General features: G+C 70.7%; 21 protein-coding genes. 12 read left to right on the top strand and 9 right to left on the bottom strand.

Annotated elements, in window-relative coordinates:
• Window positions 1–40 precede the first annotated feature (40 nt).
• Both Hbl1158_RS02475 and Hbl1158_RS02480 read left to right on the top strand, forming a co-directional pair.
• Window positions 41–1435, top strand: coding sequence for an aryl-sulfate sulfotransferase (locus Hbl1158_RS02475; protein WP_234298496.1), 1395 nt, complete (start codon window positions 41–43; stop codon window positions 1433–1435).
• Window positions 1432–3048 (top strand): glycosyltransferase family 39 protein, encoded by a 1617-nt coding sequence (locus tag Hbl1158_RS02480; RefSeq protein ID WP_234298497.1) that lies wholly within the window; start codon window positions 1432–1434, stop codon window positions 3046–3048. The genes Hbl1158_RS02475 and Hbl1158_RS02480 overlap by 4 nt, the downstream gene beginning before the upstream one ends.
• Window positions 3049–3074: 26 nt before the next feature.
• On the opposite strand, the gene Hbl1158_RS02485 is transcribed toward Hbl1158_RS02480, so the two are convergent.
• From Hbl1158_RS02485 to Hbl1158_RS02495, 3 genes are all read right to left on the bottom strand, one after another.
• Window positions 3075–4211: a hypothetical protein gene (locus tag Hbl1158_RS02485; protein ID WP_234298498.1), complete on the bottom strand. Its 1137-nt coding sequence runs from the start codon at window positions 4209–4211 to the stop codon at window positions 3075–3077.
• Window positions 4212–4279: 68 nt separating this feature from the next.
• Window positions 4280–4681: a universal stress protein gene (locus Hbl1158_RS02490; RefSeq protein WP_234298499.1), complete on the bottom strand. Its 402-nt coding sequence runs from the start codon at window positions 4679–4681 to the stop codon at window positions 4280–4282.
• 122 nt (window positions 4682–4803) lie between these two features.
• Entirely contained in the window at window positions 4804–5043 is a 240-nt protein-coding gene (locus Hbl1158_RS02495) for a cox cluster protein (protein ID WP_234299451.1), read from the bottom strand.
• Window positions 5044–5269: 226 nt separating this feature from the next.
• Between Hbl1158_RS02495 and Hbl1158_RS02500 the strand changes: the two genes are divergently transcribed.
• Complete coding sequence (locus tag Hbl1158_RS02500) at window positions 5270–5464, top strand: hypothetical protein (protein WP_234298500.1); 195 nt, start codon at window positions 5270–5272, stop codon at window positions 5462–5464.
• Between the two features lie 186 nt (window positions 5465–5650).
• Here the strand turns inward: Hbl1158_RS02500 and Hbl1158_RS02505 are convergent, their stop codons facing one another.
• From Hbl1158_RS02505 to Hbl1158_RS02520, 4 genes are all read right to left on the bottom strand, one after another.
• Window positions 5651–7405 carry a cbb3-type cytochrome c oxidase subunit I gene (locus Hbl1158_RS02505; protein ID WP_234299452.1) on the bottom strand — a complete coding sequence of 585 codons (1755 nt, stop codon included), beginning with the start codon at window positions 7403–7405 and terminating at the stop codon, window positions 5651–5653.
• Between the two features lie 143 nt (window positions 7406–7548).
• Window positions 7549–7950: a DUF6684 family protein gene (locus Hbl1158_RS02510; protein ID WP_321169945.1), complete on the bottom strand. Its 402-nt coding sequence runs from the start codon at window positions 7948–7950 to the stop codon at window positions 7549–7551.
• 86 nt (window positions 7951–8036) lie between these two features.
• The gene (locus Hbl1158_RS02515) at window positions 8037–8414 is read right to left on the bottom strand and encodes a cox cluster protein (RefSeq protein WP_234298501.1); all 378 of its coding nucleotides are present in this window, start codon (window positions 8412–8414) and stop codon (window positions 8037–8039) included.
• A gap of 71 nt (window positions 8415–8485) precedes the next feature.
• On the bottom strand, window positions 8486–8686 hold the full coding sequence (locus tag Hbl1158_RS02520) for a hypothetical protein (RefSeq protein WP_234298502.1): 201 nt from the start codon (window positions 8684–8686) through the stop codon (window positions 8486–8488).
• 186 nt (window positions 8687–8872) lie between these two features.
• Between Hbl1158_RS02520 and Hbl1158_RS02525 the strand changes: the two genes are divergently transcribed.
• A complete protein-coding gene (locus Hbl1158_RS02525) occupies window positions 8873–9982 on the top strand; it encodes a GTP-binding protein (RefSeq protein WP_234298503.1) in 1110 nt (369 codons plus the stop codon).
• Between the two features lies 1 nt (window position 9983).
• The gene (locus tag Hbl1158_RS02530; protein ID WP_234298504.1) at window positions 9984–10430 is read left to right on the top strand and encodes a TIGR04206 family protein; all 447 of its coding nucleotides are present in this window, start codon (window positions 9984–9986) and stop codon (window positions 10428–10430) included.
• A gap of 57 nt (window positions 10431–10487) precedes the next feature.
• Here the strand turns inward: Hbl1158_RS02530 and Hbl1158_RS02535 are convergent, their stop codons facing one another.
• Window positions 10488–10988, bottom strand: coding sequence for a hypothetical protein (locus Hbl1158_RS02535; protein WP_234298505.1), 501 nt, complete (start codon window positions 10986–10988; stop codon window positions 10488–10490).
• A 66-nt stretch (window positions 10989–11054) separates the two neighbouring features.
• Window positions 11055–12386: an FG-GAP repeat protein gene (locus tag Hbl1158_RS02540; protein ID WP_234298506.1), complete on the bottom strand. Its 1332-nt coding sequence runs from the start codon at window positions 12384–12386 to the stop codon at window positions 11055–11057.
• A gap of 126 nt (window positions 12387–12512) precedes the next feature.
• Here Hbl1158_RS02540 and Hbl1158_RS02545 point away from each other — a divergent pair, with 126 nt between their 5' ends.
• From Hbl1158_RS02545 to Hbl1158_RS02575, 7 genes are all read left to right on the top strand, one after another.
• Window positions 12513–13595 carry a hypothetical protein gene (locus Hbl1158_RS02545; protein WP_234298507.1) on the top strand — a complete coding sequence of 361 codons (1083 nt, stop codon included), beginning with the start codon at window positions 12513–12515 and terminating at the stop codon, window positions 13593–13595.
• A gap of 132 nt (window positions 13596–13727) precedes the next feature.
• Window positions 13728–14480 carry a VOC family protein gene (locus tag Hbl1158_RS02550; protein ID WP_234298508.1) on the top strand — a complete coding sequence of 251 codons (753 nt, stop codon included), beginning with the start codon at window positions 13728–13730 and terminating at the stop codon, window positions 14478–14480.
• A gap of 112 nt (window positions 14481–14592) precedes the next feature.
• Window positions 14593–14868 (top strand): hypothetical protein, encoded by a 276-nt coding sequence (locus Hbl1158_RS02555; protein WP_234298509.1) that lies wholly within the window; start codon window positions 14593–14595, stop codon window positions 14866–14868.
• Window positions 14865–15056, top strand: a complete 192-nt coding sequence (locus Hbl1158_RS02560) for a hypothetical protein (RefSeq protein WP_234298510.1) — start codon at window positions 14865–14867, stop codon at window positions 15054–15056. Before Hbl1158_RS02555 ends, Hbl1158_RS02560 begins: the two co-directional genes overlap by 4 nt.
• A gap of 112 nt (window positions 15057–15168) precedes the next feature.
• The gene (locus tag Hbl1158_RS02565; protein ID WP_234298511.1) at window positions 15169–16359 is read left to right on the top strand and encodes an AI-2E family transporter; all 1191 of its coding nucleotides are present in this window, start codon (window positions 15169–15171) and stop codon (window positions 16357–16359) included.
• Between the two features lie 87 nt (window positions 16360–16446).
• Window positions 16447–17127, top strand: coding sequence for a hypothetical protein (locus tag Hbl1158_RS02570; protein ID WP_234298512.1), 681 nt, complete (start codon window positions 16447–16449; stop codon window positions 17125–17127).
• Window positions 17120–18439, top strand: coding sequence for a hypothetical protein (locus tag Hbl1158_RS02575; RefSeq protein WP_234298513.1), 1320 nt, complete (start codon window positions 17120–17122; stop codon window positions 18437–18439). The genes Hbl1158_RS02570 and Hbl1158_RS02575 overlap by 8 nt, the downstream gene beginning before the upstream one ends.
• Window positions 18440–18479 lie beyond the last annotated feature (40 nt).

Here is an 18479-nt window from a genome sequence, read left to right on the forward strand (position 1 = left end):
GATAGCGGAGTATTTGTGTGGGCGCGTCCCACGCGGCAGTATGTTCCCGAAGCGGCTCTCGGCCAGGGCCACCCTCGCGCTGTTGGTCGTCCTCGCGGCCGGGACGCTGGTCGTCGGCTACGTCCAGGCCGAGCGCGCCGGCGAGGACGTGACCGGCGACCCGGCCGTCGAGCAGGCGCTTCGCACCGGCGACGACTCGGCCGTCGTCGGCACTCGAGACGAGATCACGGTCGTCGCGACCGACTCGAACGCCTTCGTCGCCGACGAGAACGACGGTCCCCGCGCGCAGGCGGAGTTGGTCGCGTTCGCGCCCGACGGGAGCGTCTACTATCACCAGAACGAACACACCCGATACTGGGACGTCGACCCGGTGGCGGGGACCGACGCCACCGTCGAGTTCGTCTACGCCGACCACCTCGACGCGGACGAGTGCGGGGGGAGCGTCTGCACGCGCAACGGCGTCGAGCGCGTGAACCTCACCACCGGCGAGTCGACCGACGTGTTCAGCCGGATCACGCCCGGAAAACACTCCACCCGCTGGCACGACGTCGACCGGATCGACGACGAGCGCCTGCTCGTGGCCGACATCTACCGCGACCGCGCGTTCGTCGTGAACACGACGACCGGGCTGACCGAGTGGGAGTGGGACGCCCAGACCGACTTCGATCCGACCGACAGCGGCGGACCGTTCCCCGAGGACTGGACCCACATCAACGACGTGGAGTACGTCGAGATCGACGGACGGGAGACGGTCATGGTGAGCGTCCGCAACCACGACCAGGTCGTCTTCGTCGACATGGAGCGGGGTCTCCGGGAAGACTGGACGCTCGGGAGCGACGGCGACCACGACACCCTCTACGAGCAGCACAACCCCGACTACATCCCGCCCGAGCGAGGCGGTCCCGCCCTCCTCGTGGCCGACTCCGAGAACGGCCGGGTGATCGAGTACCAGCGCGAGGACGGCGACTGGGAGCGGTCGTGGACCTGGGAGGACGACCGCGTCCAATGGCCCCGCGACGCCGACCGCCTCCCGAACGGCCACACGCTGATCACCGACTCCAACGGCGACCGCGTCGTCGAGGTCGACACCGACGGGGAGGTCGTCTGGTCGGCCGACGTCGGCTTCCCGTACGAGTCAGAGCGCCTCGGCACGGGCGACGAGAGCGCCGGCGGCGAGTCGGCCGCCTCGCTCGGGCTGGAGTCGCGGACGTTCGACCCCGACCGCGAGGGCTCCGCGCTCGACCGCGTCGTCGCGCTCGCGCCGCCGACGGTCGTCAACGGCGTCGCGTACGTCCTCCCCCGGTGGGTGGGCGCGCTCGAGGCGGTCGCGGTCGTCGTGCTCGTCGGGTCGCTCGCCGGCCTGGCGCGGGTGCAGTACCGTCGGCTGGACGGCTCCGTGTCGCTCCGGTGGCCGGTGGTGTTCGAGCGAAAATGACGGGACGCGTGCGCGAGGCGATCCCGGTCGAGGAGGCCGACGGGCCGTGGCTCGCGCTCGGGGTCGCAGCCGCCTGCGTCGCCGTCGGCGTCTACCTCGCGACGAACGCCTACCCGGCGTACGGGGCCGGGCTGTACGCCCAGATCGCCGCCGAGATCGCGGCCAACGGCTACCGCCCGCCGGCGACGATCCCCGGATACACCGCCGAGGGCGTTCCCTTCGCGTACCCGCCGTTGCAGTTCTACGTGTTCGCCGTCCTCCTCGACGCCGGCGCGGACCCCGTCGCCGTCGCGCGGCTGCTCCCGAGCGTCGCCGTCGTCGCGGTCGCGGTGCCGGCGTACCTCTTGGGCCGGGATGTCGTCGGGTCGCGTCCGGCGGGCGCGGCGGCCGCGGCGCTGCTCGCGGTGAACCCGCAGGTGCTGGAGTGGCACGTCTCCGCCGGCGGCGTCGTCCGGGCGTTCGCGTTCCTGTACGCGATGTGTTCGGTGTACGCGGGCTACCGGGCGTACACGACGAGCTCGCGACGCGCGGTCGTCGCCTCGGCGGTCGCGTTCGGGCTGACGGCGCTGTCGCACCCGACGTACGCGCTGTTCGTCGTCGTGAGCCACGTCGTCGCGTGGGCGACGCTCGACCGCTCACCGTCGGGATTCCTCCGGGGGCTGGCGGTCGGCCTCGCCGGGACGGCGATCGCCGCGCCGTGGCTCGCGTGGGCCGCCGCGACGCACGGTCCGGGGGTGTTCGCGGCCGCCGCCGGCACCCACGGGGGCGTCGGCGGAGGCGGCGCGGCCGCGCTGGCCGGCGAGATCTCGCCGTTCACGCTCGTCCCGCTGGCCGCGGCGGCGTACCTCCTCGCCCGCGGCGACCGGTTCCTGCCCGCGTGGGTCGTCGCCGCCGAACTCGTGTTCGCCCAGCCGCGGTTCGCGTACACCGTCGGCACGCTCGCGGTCGTCGCCGTCGCCGTCGACCTCGGCGACCGGGTCGACGACCGCTCGCTGGCGTCGGTTGCGGGGTCGCTCCCGCGGTCGCTCGCGACGGCGACACCGACCCGAGCGGAGTCGATGGGATCGTCGCGCTCGCGGTCGTCACCGTCGGTTCGCGCGGCGCTGGCGGCGGCGCTCGTCGTCTGCGCGACGGTCGGCGGGGCCGCCGCGCTCGGCTACGAGATGACGCTCGAGGGCGACCCCTCCTCGCCGGCGTTCGTCGACGGCGACGACCGCGAGGCGATGGCGTGGATCGCCAGCGAGACGCCGCCCGAGGCGACGTTCGTCGCCGTCGGCGACGCCGCCGAGTGGCTCCCCGCGCTGACCGACCGGACGCTGTTGGTCGGGCCGTGGGGCGTCGAGTGGCGCAGCCCCGACGACTACGAGCGCCACTTCGACGCCTACGAGGCGCTCTCGACGTGTCACAGCGCCGCCTGCGTCGAGGCGGCCGCGGCCACGGTCGACGCCTCCCCGACCCACGTGTACCTCCCGAAGCGCCGGTACACCGTCCGCGGCGAGTCGACCGTCACCTTCGGGACGCTCGCCCGGTCGTTCGAGCGCGCCGACGGCTGGACGCGCGCCTACGAGAACGACGGCGTCGTCGTCTATCGAGTCGCCGACGACGAGGAGTGACTCGGGCCGGCGTCCGCGACGCGAGGTCATACGTAGCCCGCAAGCGGCGCGACCAGCGCGAGCACCCACGCGGCGGCCCCCGCGCCGGCCACCCGCCGGTCGCCGCGGGCGACGCCGAGCGCGAACAGCCCCAGCGCACAGCACAGCCCGAGGCGGTGGATCCCGAGTCGCACCGGAATCACCCGCACGCCCACCCCGGCCAGGTCGAGCACGACGCCGGTGCCGAGGCCGCCGGCCGCGACCACGGCGGTCCGCTCGGGCGGGCGCTCGCGTGCGAGCCACGCGACCAGCGCGGGCGGCCCGGCCGCCAGCAGCGGGTACAGTCCGGCGGCGAATATCCTGGGGTCTATTCCGGGGACGGCGGCCTCGACGGCCAGCCCCAGCGACCGGACCGCGAGGATCGTCCCCGCGAGCGCGACGGGGAGCGCGAGGTCGCCGATCGTCCACTGTCGACGCAGGTCGACGGCGCTGCCGACCCACGCCGCGGCGACGAGCGCCGGCAGCGCGGCGAACTCGATCGTCGTGGTCCAGCCGTCGCCGCCGCCGCGCGTGACGCCGTGGTACTCGCGGGCGACGCGCTCGACGAACGGTTCGTCGCGGAGGTCGCGCTCGAGGAACCGAGCACCCGGCCGGATCCCGGTGACCGTGTGCCGCATCCGGAACCAGTCCCAGTACTCCGCGTGCGCCTGGATCGCCGTCCAGTCACCCGAGGGAGCGGGGTACGCCCGGATGTGGATCCGCCGGCCGAGGTACGCGCCGGTGCTCAGTTGGTAGTCCGCGCGCACCCACGTCCCGCTGGCGTTGCGGTCGGGCGCGACGTAGGTGTAGCGAGCGGCCCCGCGTGCGGGTCGCCACGGCGAGGAGTCCGCCGCGACGGCCTCGTCGCCCTCGACTTCCGTCCAGTTCCCCTCCGACCGGTCCACGAGCGCGGTGTTGAGCGTCTCCGCGTCCGTCCGGACGACGACGTTGATCGCGAGCGTCCGTCCGTCGACCGACAGCGTCTGACTCGTGTACGGCCAGAGGGCGTTGTCGGTCCACTCGGGCGACACGAGGCTCTCGGCGGCCGGGTCCCGACCGGAGTCGGAGGCCGACGGACCGAGCGTGGCGCTCGCCAGGAGGCCGACGAGCACGACGCCGAGGACGACCGCGACCCGCGTGCGCATCGATACCCGTGGCTACCGAGTGAGTAAATATACGTGTGTGGGTGGATTCGGTCGTCGCTCCCGGCCGGTTACTCGCCGTCGACGACGCCGGTGACCATGACGGGACGGCCGCCGTTGAGGATCACCGTCTGCGTCACCGACCCGAACAGCGCCTTGCCGGCGGGCGAGCGCTTGCGCCCCCCGACGACGATGAGGTCCGAGTCGGCCTCGTCGGCGGTCTCGATGATCGCGTCGGCGGGGTCGCCGCTGGACTCGGTCACGTCGACCTCGATCCCGTCGGCCTCGAGCAGTTCCTGCGCCTTGCGGACGGACGCCACCTGCGTCGCCGACGCGCCGCTGGGGTTGTCCTGGAAGACGTGAACGATCGTGACCTCGACCCCCTCGCCCTCACCGGGGAGGTTCGTTATCTCGCCGGCGGCGGCGCGTGCGTGTTCCTCGTCTTCGTCGACGCCGAGTACAACGTGGTACATACCTCGCACCACTCCCGCACGGGGATTAGTCCTTTCGCCGCCGGCGACCACTCACGCTCCCTGTCGCTCACGGGTCGCGGTCGCGCGAGCGTCCGCCCGACCCGGGCCCGTGCGTGGCCTCCCTACTCGTCGACCGCGTTCGGGTCGTCGATCCCTCGCGAGATGTACGCCACGAGCGCCAGCGGGATCCCGAGCACGGTCGCGATGGTGACCGCGCCGTAGACGGCGAAGCCAAGCGGCGTCGCGGGCAGCGGGATCACCGCGTACAGTTCGGGCGCGCTCAGACCGTCGACGAACGTGGCGACGAGCAGGCCGGCGGCTCCGCCCACTCCGACCAGCGCGGCGTACAACACGAGCACGATCCGCGGTCCGTCGAGCCGAGCGGACCCCGAGTCGCTCGCCGCGTCGCGGTCGCGGTCGCTGTCGTCGCCGGCGGCGTCGGTGCGGTCGGTGCCGGCGGCGTCGGTGCGGTCGGTGCCGGCGGCGTCGGCCCCGCGGGATCCGGACTCGGTCGGCGGTGACACGGATAGGGATCGTCGCGGGCGGCGAATAGGGGTTGCGCTCCCTCGGTGAGGACGCGCCGTCGGCGTGCGTGTCGGCGGCGTCGCCGTCGCGGTCGCATCGACGCCGTCGGTCGCGGGTCGCCGGTCACCCGCGACGACGGGGCTTTTACTCGCGCGGCCCCGACGGTCGGGCATGACCGACAAGGACCTCCTCGGAATCGTCCTCGGCGGGATCGCCCTGTTCATGTTCCTCACCGGGATGCTCCTGGTGTTCCAGTAGGCGGCCGCGGTCGACCGCCTCGACTCTCGTCGCCGACGCCGTCAGCGCCGCCGCTCGCGGCGGTCGTTCGTCGCTCGTGTCCGATCGTCCCCCGAGAACCGCTCCGTGAGGCAGTCGCGAGGCTCCCCGTTCCGCGTCGCCGTCGAGAATCCGCGCTCGTCGTCGGAATCCGAATCGAGACGCGACTCAGTCGTCGCCGTCGCGTCCGCCGTCGGTCTCGATCTCTTCGCCGCCGTCGGTTTCGATCTCCTCACCGCCGTCGGTGGCCGCCAGCGAGGTCTCGCGCTTGGCCTCGAACCAGTCCCACTCGGCGGTGTTGAGGTCGTACTCGTCGAGCCGCCACGGGTCGCCCGACTGCACGTGCGCGCCCTCCATCCACGAGACGGCGATGTTGTAGATCCAGATGATGCCGCCCACGAGGAGCATGAACGCACCGAGGGAGGCGACCTGGTGGAGCGTCGCGAACTGCGGGAGGTACGTGGCGTACCGCCGCGGCATGCCGCCGTAGCCCAGCAGCACCATCGCGAAGAACGTGATGTTGGTGCCGATCATCCACAGCCAGAAGTGCGCCTTCGCGAGGCGGCGCTGGTACCAGCGACCGGTGACCAGCGGGAACCAGTAGTAGATGCCCGCCATCCCGGCGAAGGTGATCGCGCCCATCACGATGTAGTGGAAGTGGCCGACGACGTAGTAGGTGTCGTGGAGCACGAGGTCGACGGGGATCGACGCCAGGAAGACGCCGGTGACGCCGCCGATGATGAAGTTGCTCACGAAGCCGATGCAGAACAGCATCGGCGCGGTGAGCCGGAGCTTCCCGTTCCACATCGTCGTGATCCAGTTGAACGTCTTCACCGCCGACGGAATGGCGATGGCCAACGACACCGCCATGAACGAGGCGCGCAGGCGCGGGTCTATCCCGGTCGAGAACATGTGGTGTGCCCACACGCCGAACGAGAGCACGCCGATCGCGAGCGTGGAGTAGACGACGAACTTGAAGCCGAACAGCTTCCGGCCGGAGAACCGCGGGAGCACGTAGCTGACGATGCCCATCGGCGGGAGCACGAGGATGTACACCTCTGGGTGGCCGAAGAACCAGAAGAGGTGTTGCCAGAGGATGGCACCGCCGCCCTCGACGGCGAAGAACGTCGTCGCGAAGTTGCGGTCGAGCAGCAGCATGACCAGCGCCGAGCCCAGCAGCGGGAACGCGAACAGGATGAGCCCCGACTGGGTGAGAATCGTCCACGAGAAGATGTCGAGGTTGGCCCAGGTGACCTCCTCGGCGCGCTCGGTGAAGATGGTCGCGATGAAGTTGATCGCCCCCATCGTCGCCGAGACGCCGGTGAGGTGCAGGCCCAGCAGCATGAGGTCGACGCCGACGTTCATCTGGTTACCGTTGCCGACGCCCGCCGACAGCGGCGTGTACATCGTCCAGGCGGTCTGGGCCGGGATGACGTCCGGCAGCGGGAAGAAGCCCGCCCAGATGAGCAGCGCGCCCGGCGGGAGCAGCCAGAACGCGATGGCGTTGATCCGCGGGAACGCCATGTCGTCGGCACCGATGACGAGCGGGATGAGGTAGTTCGAGAACGCCGCGATGATCGGCGTCCCGAACAGGAACAGCATGGTGATCCCGTGGCTCGTGAGCAGCGAGTTGTAGAACGTCGCCGACCCCAGCACCGCGGTGTCCGGGGTGAGCAGCTCCGCGCGCATCAGCATCACCATCAGCCCGCCGACGACGAACGCGATCGTCGCGTACAGGCCGTACAACAGTCCGATGTCCTTGTGGTCGACCGTCGTGAACCAGCGGATGAGTCCTGCGGGCTTCTCCGCGTGCCCGTAGCCGGACTCACCGACTGCGCCGCCGCCGGCTCCGAGGGGCGTGTACGAGCGCCAGTCCTCCACCCGCGAGAGGAACGCCGCCACGCCCAGGAGGAACGCCCCCATGAGCACGGTCAGCAGCAGTTGGCCGGTAATCTCCATACAAACGCCTCAGCGTCGGATCCACAAGAAAGATTCGGGTCGCCACAGCCGGACGACGCCGGGTCCCCGACGACAAGCGTGCGACCGCGACGCGGCCGCGACCGCTCTCACTCCTCGTCAGCGTCGCCCGCGTCCGTCTCCGCGTCGTCGTCCGCCTCGTCGCCCGCGTCCGTCTCGTCGTCGCCGGCGACATCGCCGTTCTCCTCGGCCTCGATGGCGGCCTCGGCCTCGTGTTTCGTCTGCGCGTCCTCCATCGTCGCCTGCCCCTGGAAGAACACCGACGCGCGCTTCTCGTCGCCGGCGATCGCCTTCCCGGAGACGTACGTCAGGATGGCGAGCGCGACGAACGGGAACGCGAGCAGTCCCATCTGGAGCACGCGGCCGTAGAAGTCCAGTCCGCCGAACGGGTCCACGAGGACGAACACCGCGACGAAAAACAGGATGATGCCCAGCGGGATCGCGTTGACCGTCAGATCCAGCAGGGTGTCCCTGTCGAAGATCTCTGCCATAGTCGCCAGTTACACACCGAAACCTAATACCTTGTCCATTCGGTCGATTCCGTCCGGGACGACTGGTGCAACGTGGTTGTCGTCGGTCACAACGCCGCGTCGGCGTCGCGAGCGAACAGGTCGCCTCCGAGCCCCGCGACGAACATGAGCACGCCCGCGCCGATCATCGAGTAGGCGCGCACCCCAAGATCGGCACCGACGGCGGGATCGACGTACAGCAGACCGCCGCCTCCGAGGGCGACAAGCACCGACAGCGCCGCCAGCGCCCGCCACGCCGAGGACGCGTACTCGGCCTCGCGGAGCATGCCCGAGATGGAGCCACAAAACAGGAACAGCCCGCCGACCGCCAGCGGCACCAGCCCGAAGAGGATCCCGATCTCGGCGATGGGCAGACCGAGCGCGACGAACAGCGGCCACGGGCTCGCCCTCCGGTACTCCTCGCTCAACCCGGGGTTCTCGTTCATACTCCACACGAAGGGGCTGTGCGCCCAAAGTCTGTCGGTCGCAACCTCGGTCGGTCGCGATCTCGGTACTCCTACGGCATGTTGACGCCGTGGCGGGCGAGGAACGCCGACAGCCGCTTGATCTCGACGGGACTCCCGATGATCCGGCACCCGTCCTCCGTGTCGACCACGCTGACGGTGAACTCCGACTCGACGGTCGACCGGATCCCGTCCAGTTCGCCCGACTGGAGCACGATCTGCGTGCTGTCACGGAAGCTGGAGGGATCGGACATGCCGTCCGTACATGCGACTGTTCGAGCGTGAGGTATAGTGCTACCGAAGTCGCGTGTTCGGCCGACGGCGTCGCCGTCGGCGGTTCCGACCGGACCGACCGCGGGCACGGCCACCCGTGGCGGTCGCGAACGCGATCGACCCGCGAAGGGAAGCGTTTAGGCGCGCGGCCGGCCGACCGTCTAGCGATGGGACTGGAGGACGAGATCGAGGAACTCCGCGAGGAGATCGCCGAAACCCCGTACAACAAGTCCACGGAGGCGCACATCGGTCGTCTGAAGTCCAAGCTCGCACAGAAGAAGGAGAAGCTGGAGAACCAGTCCTCCTCGGGCGGCGGTCACGGGTACGCCGTCGAGAAGACCGGCGACGCGACGGTCGCGCTCGTCGGCTTCCCCTCGGTCGGCAAGTCCACGCTGATCAACGCGCTCACCAACGCCGACAGCGAGGTCGGCGAGTACGAGTTCACCACGCTGAACGTCAACCCGGGAATGCTGAAGTACCGCGGCGCGAACATCCAGATCCTCGACGTTCCGGGACTGATCGAGGGGGCCGCCGGCGGCCGCGGCGGCGGCAAGGAGGTGCTGTCGGTCGTGCGCACCGCCGACCTCGTGGTGTTCATGCTCTCGGTGTTCGAGATCGACCAGTACGAGCGTCTCAGCCACGAGCTGTACGAGAACAAGGTCCGACTCGACACCGAGCCGCCGAACATCTCCGTCCGGAAGACGCACAAGGACGGCATTCAGGTGACGATGCGCGACGACGTGTCGCTCGACGAGCAGACGGTGAAAGACGTCCTTCGGGCCCACGGATTCGTCAACGCCGACGTGACGATCCCCCACGACCTCACGATCGACGAGCTCATCGACGGCGTGATGGACAACCGCGAGTACCTCCCGTCCATCGTCGCGGTGAACAAGGCGGACCTCATCGACGAGGACTACCTGCCCACGGTCGAGGCGGACCTCCGAGAACACGGGATCGACCCCGACGACGCGATCTTCATCTCCGCCGAGGAGGAGAAGGGACTCGACGTGTTGAGAGAGCGCATCTTCGACGCGCTCGGGCTCATCCGGATCTACATGGACAAGCCGGGCCGCGGCGTCGACCGCGAGGAGCCGCTCGTGCTCCGCGAGGGCGACACCGTCGGCGACGCCTGCGAGAAGCTCGGAGGAAGCTTCGACGAACGGTTCAAGTTCGCGCGCGTCTCCGGCCCCTCCGCGAAACACGACGACCAGCAGGTCGGCCAGAGCCACGAACTCGCCGACGAGGACGTGCTCCGGATCGTCGCCCGCAAGTAGCGTGCTCGACGCCTTCTCCCGCCGTCCGGCGGCGACGCCGCGCCGGGTTCTGCTCGCGGTCCTCGCGTGCGGGCTCCTCCCGTGGTCGATCCAGGTGTTCGCCGACAGCGGCGTTCCCTTCCTCCGGTTCGTGTGGGGCGGGCTCTCGTTCACGCCCGTCATCTACGCGCGGACGCTCCCCGAGTATCTCGCGCTGTCGGGGTCGCCGCTGGTGTTCCCGTGGGTCGTCGCCGCCGCGTGTTGGCTGCTCGCGGTCGCCTCCGCGTCGCTGGCGTTTCTCGACCGCGAGGACCCCCGCGTCACCGCCGGACTGCTTGTGCTCGCGGGTGCGGTGAACGCCTCCGTCGCCGTCCGGTTCGGGATTCAGCCGCTGCGGACGGGCTACCCGGTCGGCACCGTGGCGCTGTGGACGGTCGCGGCGTGGCGCTACCGGGCGTGGACGCGGTGATGAACGGGCCGGCGACGCGCGGCCGGGATCGATCGTCGCGATCGCGTAGGGGGTAACTCACGGTTCCGACACGTCGTCGTCGGCCGCGACGCGCCGGACGTTCTCGTGGTACCGGTCCTGACGCCACACGTCCCAGATCAGGTCGGTGAGGACGTGGACGTACAGCACTACTGCCGTCGCGAGCGCGGCGGCGGTCGCGGTCACGCCGACGCCGGCGGTCGCGAGCGCGTCGCCGACGGTCCACGCCGCGGCCACAGCGACCGGGGCGAGCACGGCGTGGCTGAGGAGTCGATGCAACGGCCAGAGGTCGCCCGGGTCGAACAGCTCCGACTGGTCGAGGACGGCCGCACGCGGGTTCGCGATCGCCCGGCGTGCGTTCGCCCAGTCGCCGCGAACGAGCCGCGCCATCAGGAAGTGGTCGAGGTCGATCGCGACGCCGGCGGCGGTGAGCAGCGCCCACGCGCCGGCCGCGACGGCGGGCGTCGCGCCCAGCGGCAACGCGAGGACCAGTCCGGCCGCGACGACGGCCGAGACCGCCGCGTGGTGTCGGGAGTACACGGGCGATGGGGACGCGTCGGGGCCACAAAACGACCGGGTTCCACCGGCCCGGGTAGCCGAGGCCGGCTACGCCTCGCCGGTCGGGAGAGAGGACAGGTCGTACAGGTAGGCGTCGCTCGCGTCGTCGGACACGGGCGCGCCGACGAGCGCGTCGCCGCCGGCGAGGGCCACGTCGGCTCCGAACTCGGCGTCCGGGTCGGCGTCGGCGGCGAGGCGAACGGGGTCGGACCAGTCGTCGCCACGGACGGCGTACGCCCGGCCGCCCTCGACGGCGTCGGGCGCGGCCGCGACGGCGGTTCCGTCCGCCGCCGCGACCACGTCACCGAACCCGCCCTCCGCGTCGCCGCCGGGCGCGGAGACAACGGTCCGTCGTGCCCACTCGCGCCCGTCGCGCTCGTAGACGACGGCGCTCCCGTCGCCGTCGCCGGGTGCGCCGACGACGGCCCGACCCCCGTCGAGCGCGACCGACTGACCGACGCGCTCTCCCCCGTCGAACTCCCCGGGCGACAGCACGGCACGCCGTTCCCACGCGCCGTCGGTGAACTCGTACGCGTAGACCGCTCCGGTCGTCCGGTCGTCGTCGGGGTCAGCGTACGGAGCGCCGACGAGGAGGGCGTCGCCGTCGACGGCGACGGCGGTCCCGAACAGGTCGGACGCGTCGGTCCCGAGCGACGCCTCGCGACGCCACTCTCCGTCGGCGATCGCGAACACCTCCACGCCGCCGGTCCACGGCACCATCGTGTAGGGCCTGTGCACGTCGCCGACGACGATCCGCGAGCCGTCGAACGCGACCGACCGACCGAACTCGTCGGCGTCGTCGTCGCCGGCGGAGCCGAACCGTCGCTGCTGAGCCCACTCGCCGTCGCTGCGCTCAAAGAGGTACACGGCCCCGCCGTTCGGGTCCGGTCCCGCGGACGGCCCGCCGATCACCGCCCTCGTGTCGACCATCGCGGCGGAGACGCCGTGGCCGCCGAACCCCTCGTCGTCCGTGCCCTCGGGCGACAGTAGCGTCGGTTCCTCCCGCCCGTCGGCCGCGTCGAACGCGTACGCGCCGTCCCCCTCGGCGACGACGATCGCCGCCGCCTCCGAGAGCGCGACCGCGCGGCCGAACCCGTCGACGCCCGCCCCGAGTTCGCGCTCGGAGGCCACGCCGGCGGTCGGAGATCTCGTTCCGGTCGGCGTCGCCGTCGCGGTCCGCGGTTCCGAGGTCGGCGTCGCAGTCAGCGTCGCGGTCGGCGTCGCCGTCGCGGTCGGCGTCGCGTCGGTCGCGGGGGAGTCCGCCGACCGTCCGTCCGTCGGTTCCGCGGGATCGCCGTCGTCGGTCAGCCCGGCGCACCCGGCGAGTGCGCCGACGGCCGACGCGGCGACGGCTCGCAGGAGGACTCGTCTGGGGACCATCTCGTTCGCGGCTGTCCGTCCACGAGTAAGTCTTTTCTGGGCCCGACGAGCGCCACGCGGCCGAGAATCGATCCCGATATTCAGCGCCGAAGCGTTATGCCCGCCCGCCCGGCTCCCTCAGATCGAATGGAGTCCGACGCGCTCGTGTGTTTCCAACAGACTCGTCGGGGCACCGGCGAGCGGTGGTACAAGGTGTACCGCGTCGGCGTCGACTCCCACGACGGGTTCGCCGACCGAATGGAGAAGTACGTCCGTCGGACGCACTTCGACGGCCCGGTCACGGCACCCCACTGGTTCGACACCGCCGACGGTCCCACGATGAAGTGCCGGCTCGCGGAGTTCGGAGAGGAGCTCGTCCCGTTCTCGACGACCGACGTGTTCGTCGTCACGCACAAGGAGGTCCGACCGCTGCTGGCCGTGCCGATGGCGATCGAGATCGTGCCGGTGCTCGCGGAGGGGATCCGTACCCGCGAGTACGACGCGAGCGACTGCGACACCGACGGGTCGGACCCGACGCTGGCTCCGGAGCCGGAGGCGACGCCGACGCGCGTCGTCGACGCCGACGCGTTCGACCCGCCGCTGTCGGGGGAGGCGGCATCGGGCGGTCGGATCGAGTGGTTCCACCTGTTCGCGCTCCAGGCGGCCTACCGGTTGGCCGTCGGCCCCCGAACCGGCGTCGTGGAGACGGATGGCGACCGGCCGACGATGCGCGTCCGCGACGGCGACGGGGTGTTGTGTCTCGACCTGCTCGACACCGGCGCGCTGAAGCGGATCGACCGCGACGTGCTGTTCCTCGATTACGCGCCCGGCGAGGGGGAGGACCGTTCGCTGGACGAGGCGCTCACGCTCGCGTTGCGCGACACGGCGCGACTGCGGTGGCGGTACGCGAGCCACCTCTGGCACGTACGCCACGGCGAGACGGACCGCCGGTTCGCGTCGATCGCGCGAAACAAGACCGAACCGCAGTACGCCGACGAGCGGGCGGCGACCCGCGGGGAGTTCCTCGAGTCGCTGTGTGCGGAGTACGGCGCGTCGCTCGCGCCGTTCTCGGGCGGGGTCGCGGGCGCGGCGCTGCGCTGGGAGACCGGCACGCGCGCGGACACCTTCTCGTTGAACGAGGAGCCGTCGTTCACCCACGACTCGGCGGCGGAGGTCATGGATCGGGTCGGCCCGGACTACGTTCCGGAGGAACGCAAGAAGCGGTTCTGATCGGCCCGCTCACCTCGCGACCCCGTTCGGACCCCCGCCCCTGCGGACGGTCGTCCTCCCATCTGCACGATCGCCCGCTGGGGTCGCTTCCCGTCCGGTATCCTTTTCGACGCCGCGGTCGGTGTCTCGTGTATGGCGTACACGCTCGACCACGTGATGATGCGGATCGAAGACGAGGAGGAGTCGCTCGACTGGTACACGGAGCACCTCGGCTACGAGATCAAAGGCGAGATGGAGGGCGGGGACTTCACGAACTACTACCTCGGCCCCGAGGACGTGCACGACGAGGGGGCGCTGCTGGAACTCACCTACAACCACGGCGACCACTCGTACGAGCTGGGCGACGCCTGGGGACACATCGCGGTCCGCGTCGAGGACGTGGAGGAGGCGTACTACGAGCTGATGGACGAGGGCGTCGAGGACTACCGCCCGCCAGAGGAGAACCCCGGGTACGCGTTCGTGACGGACCCGGACGGCCACGAGATCGAGATCGTCGAGCGCGACCACGGCGCGCGCTGGTCGATCGACCACACGATGATCCGCGTCGAGGACGCCACCGAGGCGCTCGGCTACTGGACGCGCACCTTCGAGTACGAGCACACCGGCCGCTGGGAGGCCGACTCCTTCGCGAACTACTTCATGAAGCCCGAGGGCGCGGCCGAGGAGGCGATGGCGATCGAGCTGACGTACAACTACGACGGCCGCGAGTACACGATGGGCGACGCCTGGGGGCACGTGTGCGTGCGCGCCGACGACCTCGAGGACGACTGGGAGGAGCTGATGATCCGCGAGTCAGAGGACTACCGCGATCCCGAATCGTGCGACTACAACTACGGGTTCACGAAGGACCCGGACGGCCACGAGATCGAACTGCTGGAGCGGTAGAGCGTCGCTGTCGCGTTCGGCTTCCAACGCCGTCAGTTCGCGATCGGTACCGATCCGGATCAACTGTTTCCTCGTGGAAATATTTACTCGCTAGCAACAGTTACTACCAGCTATGACGACCGCGGTCAAGGTTGACGATGACGCGAAATCCCGCCTGGAGGAGTTACAGGCCGAGATCAGGCTCGAAACCGGAACACGCGTCACCCAGCAGGAACTGCTCTCGCGGATCATCGACAACGCGTATGGGTCTCGCGAGGAGGTGATCGACTCGTTTCGGGACACGACCGTCCCGCTTTCGGCGGCGGAGAAGGAAACGATGTCGAGTGGACGGTTCGCCTCGGGCGTCGAGACGGACGAGGACGACATCGACGAGATCCTGTACGGATGAGCGTGCTCGTGGACACCGGCGTGCTCTATACCGACCACGACATCGACGCCGCGAGACACGAGATCGCGGCCAAATCTCTCGAGGCCGTATACGACGGAACGCTCGGACAGCCGTACCTGAGTGATTACGTGTACGACGAGGCAGTCACCCCCACGCTTCGACGAGGGACGTTTTCGACGGCGTGGTGAGCTTCGACGACGACTTCGACGGGCTGGTCGAGCGGTTCGATCCGACGGGCCTGTAGCAACCCCCGCGCCCGTCTCCGAATCAGTTAAGTCAGATCCTTGACCTCCGTCCCACGTGAACGAGAAACGCCTCGTCGTCGCGCTGTTCGGGCTCGCCGTCGCGGTCGTCATCGGTGCGCTGGCGTACCGGTTCATCGCGGCGTTCACCGTCTCGGTGTTTCTCTACTACTCGACGCGGCGGTATCACCGCTTTCTCGCGCGGTTCCGGCTCCCGGCGCGGGTGCGGGCGGGGGTCGTGCTCGCGTCGCTGGCGATCCCGCTTGTCCTCCTCATCAGCTACGCGGCGGTGCTGTTGGTCGTCGAAGCGCGGCAGTTCGTCACCGACACGGCCCTCGTGAGCGCGGCGGCCTCGAACATCGCGTGGTTCGCCGCGATCGAGCGCATCCCCGAGTTCTCCGTGCAGGGCATCTACGAGGCGTACCGGTCCGGAGACCTGGAGCCGTTCGTCGCGTTCGCGACCGACAACGCCACCTTCCTCACGCAGGTCGTCTCGGAGTTCGTGCTCAACCTCTTCGTCGTCACCATCGTCACCTACTACCTCCTCGTCGACGGCGACCGCATCAGCGACTGGCTGCTCCGGTTCGACGACGACGCGATCGTCCGCGAGTACCTGGAGGCCGTCGACCGCGAACTGGAGGCCGTGCTGTTCGGGAACCTCCTGAACGTCGTCGCCATCTCGCTCATCGCGATCGCGACGTTCAGCGCGTACAACGCGGTCGTGCCCGCCGGCGTTCAGGTGCCGTATCCCGCCCTGGCGGGCGCGCTCACCGGGATCGCGAGCCTGGTCCCGATCGTCGGAATGAAGATCGTGTACATTCCGGTGACGGCGGCGATGGCGGTGCCCGCGCTGCTCGACGGCTCGTTCGCGGACCTGGGGTACGTGCTCGCCTTTCTCGTCGTCGCGATCGTCGTCGTCGACACGATTCCGGACCTGGTGCTCCGGCCGCTGTTGAGCGGCGACGAGACCCACGTCGGCCTGCTGATGCTCGCGTACACGCTCGGCCCGGTCGTGCTCGGCTTCTACGGCCTGTTCTTCGCGCCGATCGTGCTCGTGATCGGGCTGACGTTCGCGAACACAGCCCTCCCGCGGCTGCTCGGTGCTGACGACGCCCAGACGACGCTGTCGGCGTCCGACGGGGAGGCCGGCGAGAGCGAGGGGAGCGGGGGAAGCGACGACCGGGTCGACCCCGTCGACGCCGACGATGCCGACGCCGCCGACGCCACCGACGCGGATCCGGCCGCGTGACCGTCGGTCGGACTGCGCTCGCGCGTCGCGGTGTGGGCGGCGCGAACGAACAAGACATATGTCACACTCGCGTACAGATCCGGTCGGATGGTCCCCTCCGAACTCTCTCGACGACGAGCCCTCATCGGCGGCGTCGCCGCGCTCGCCACCCTCGCGGGCTGTAACGGCAGCGACAGCGCCGGCGACCGCGCGACGCCGACGGAACCGAGCCGAGACCCGTTCGACCCGGAATCGGTCCCGCCGCACCGCCGCCTGCGCGCGGGGAGCGACGACCCGCTCGTGTGGCTCCCGGATCCCGACGGGACGGAGGCCGACGTGGAGCCCGTGCGTCGACGGCCCACGTTCCTCACGTCCCGCGAGCAGGTCGAGCGCCTCCGGTTCGCCGACGCCGAGGGCGTCGCGGCCGCCCGGACGTTCCTCGAGGAGACGGCGTTCGACTCGGAGACGATCTTCCTCGAACGGTATCCCGTCCGTCGCTGCTACGAGCTCCAGTTGTGTGACGTGTCGTGGACGGAGACGGAGATCGACACCCAGTTTGGCCGCGTGCTCCGGGACGCCGACGCCGCGTGCGACCCCGACGACCGCGACTCGACGGCGTGGCTCATCAGGATTCCCGAAGCGCTCGATCCGGACCGGATCACGGGATACGGGTCCGGCGTGGGTGGCAGGTCGTGTGCCCGGCGTCCTCGCCCGCCCGAGCGCGAGGAGCCCATCACCGCCGACGCGGTCCCGGCGACGAACGCGACCGCGGAGGGCGAGGATGCGTGAGTCGTCCGGGCGGACGCGACGTGCGGTCCTTGCGGGCGCGGGAGCGGCGGTCACGGCGTCGCTCGCGGGCTGTTCGGCGCTCCCGTTCGGCGACGACGAGGCGACGGTCACGGGTGAGCGGCTCTCGGCGATCCTCGACGACTCGCCGCCGTCGATCCCCGACCGGCTCCCGGTGGCGATGGACGCGACCTACCTCGACGGGGTCGCAAGCGACCTGGCGGAGACGCTGGCGGGCGTTCCCGCGCCGTTCGACGCCGACCAGGTCCCCAACGGAGCGATCCGCGAACAGCTCGACGACGGGTTCGAGACCGCCCGGACCGCGCTCGAGGGCGCAGACGAGGAACCGACGCCCTGGGAACGCGCCGCGAGCCTCCGCCGTGCGCGTCGGGAGACGGGGTACGTCGCCGGCGGCTGGGCGACGATCGACGACGGACGGGCGATAGCCGACGTGCGTGCCGGCGGGGAGACGCTTCGCGACGGACTCGGGGAGTTCCGCCGCGAGTGGGCGTACCTCGGCGCGGACCCGATCGAGTCGGTCGTGGTCAACGCCGCGATCGCGGGGCTCGTGCGGTCGTGCATCGGGGACCTGAACCGCGTGCTGTCGGCGCGCGAGCGCGAGTCGACGACGGCGCTCGACGTCGCCGAGGCCGACGGGCGGTTGGCGTCGGCTCGGGGGGAGTTGCGCGACGCCGAGCACCTCCTCGACCGGCTTCGCGAGCCCGCGGGGTCGCGGGACCGTCGGGAGACGCTCGCGACCGCCGCCGACGCGCTCGTCGACCGCGTGGCCGAGCGCCGCGCCGCCGCGGGGCTCGACGGGGGCGCGTTCACCGCCGAGGCCGACCGGGAGGCGACCCCGGCCGAGCGGGCGCTGCGAGACATCCGCGACGACGTCCGCCGCGACGATATCCGGGAGGCGAGAGACGCCGGGGCGTTGCCGCGGGCGGTCGTCGAGGCACACGACGCGCTCGCGAAGATCGGAGCCGTCGAGACGCTTCGGTCGCGCGTCGACGCCGGGGAGGCGATCGATCCCGCGTCGGCCGAGGACGTCGACGCGATCCGTACCCGCGCCCTGGAAGCGGTCGAGGCGGTCCACTCCGAGGGGCAGCACCCGCGGCTCGATCGGCTTCAGACGCACTCGTTGGCGGCCGTGTTGGGGTATCTCGACGAGCAGTTGGCGGCCGTCGACGCCGGCGACGAGATCGCGATCTCGCGGCTCGACTGGGAGCTGCGCGATTACGTTCGGGTCGAGGCGGTCGCGGGGGCGGTCGACGACGCCAGCGCCGCGGTGGCGCGGGCGCTCGATAGCGAGTGATCGAGACCCGTGGGCGGCCCGTCTGCGATCGGATCGAGAT

It is taken from the genome of Halobaculum sp. CBA1158, assembly GCF_021431925.1.
Classification (GTDB): Archaea; Halobacteriota; Halobacteria; order Halobacteriales; family Haloferacaceae; genus Halobaculum.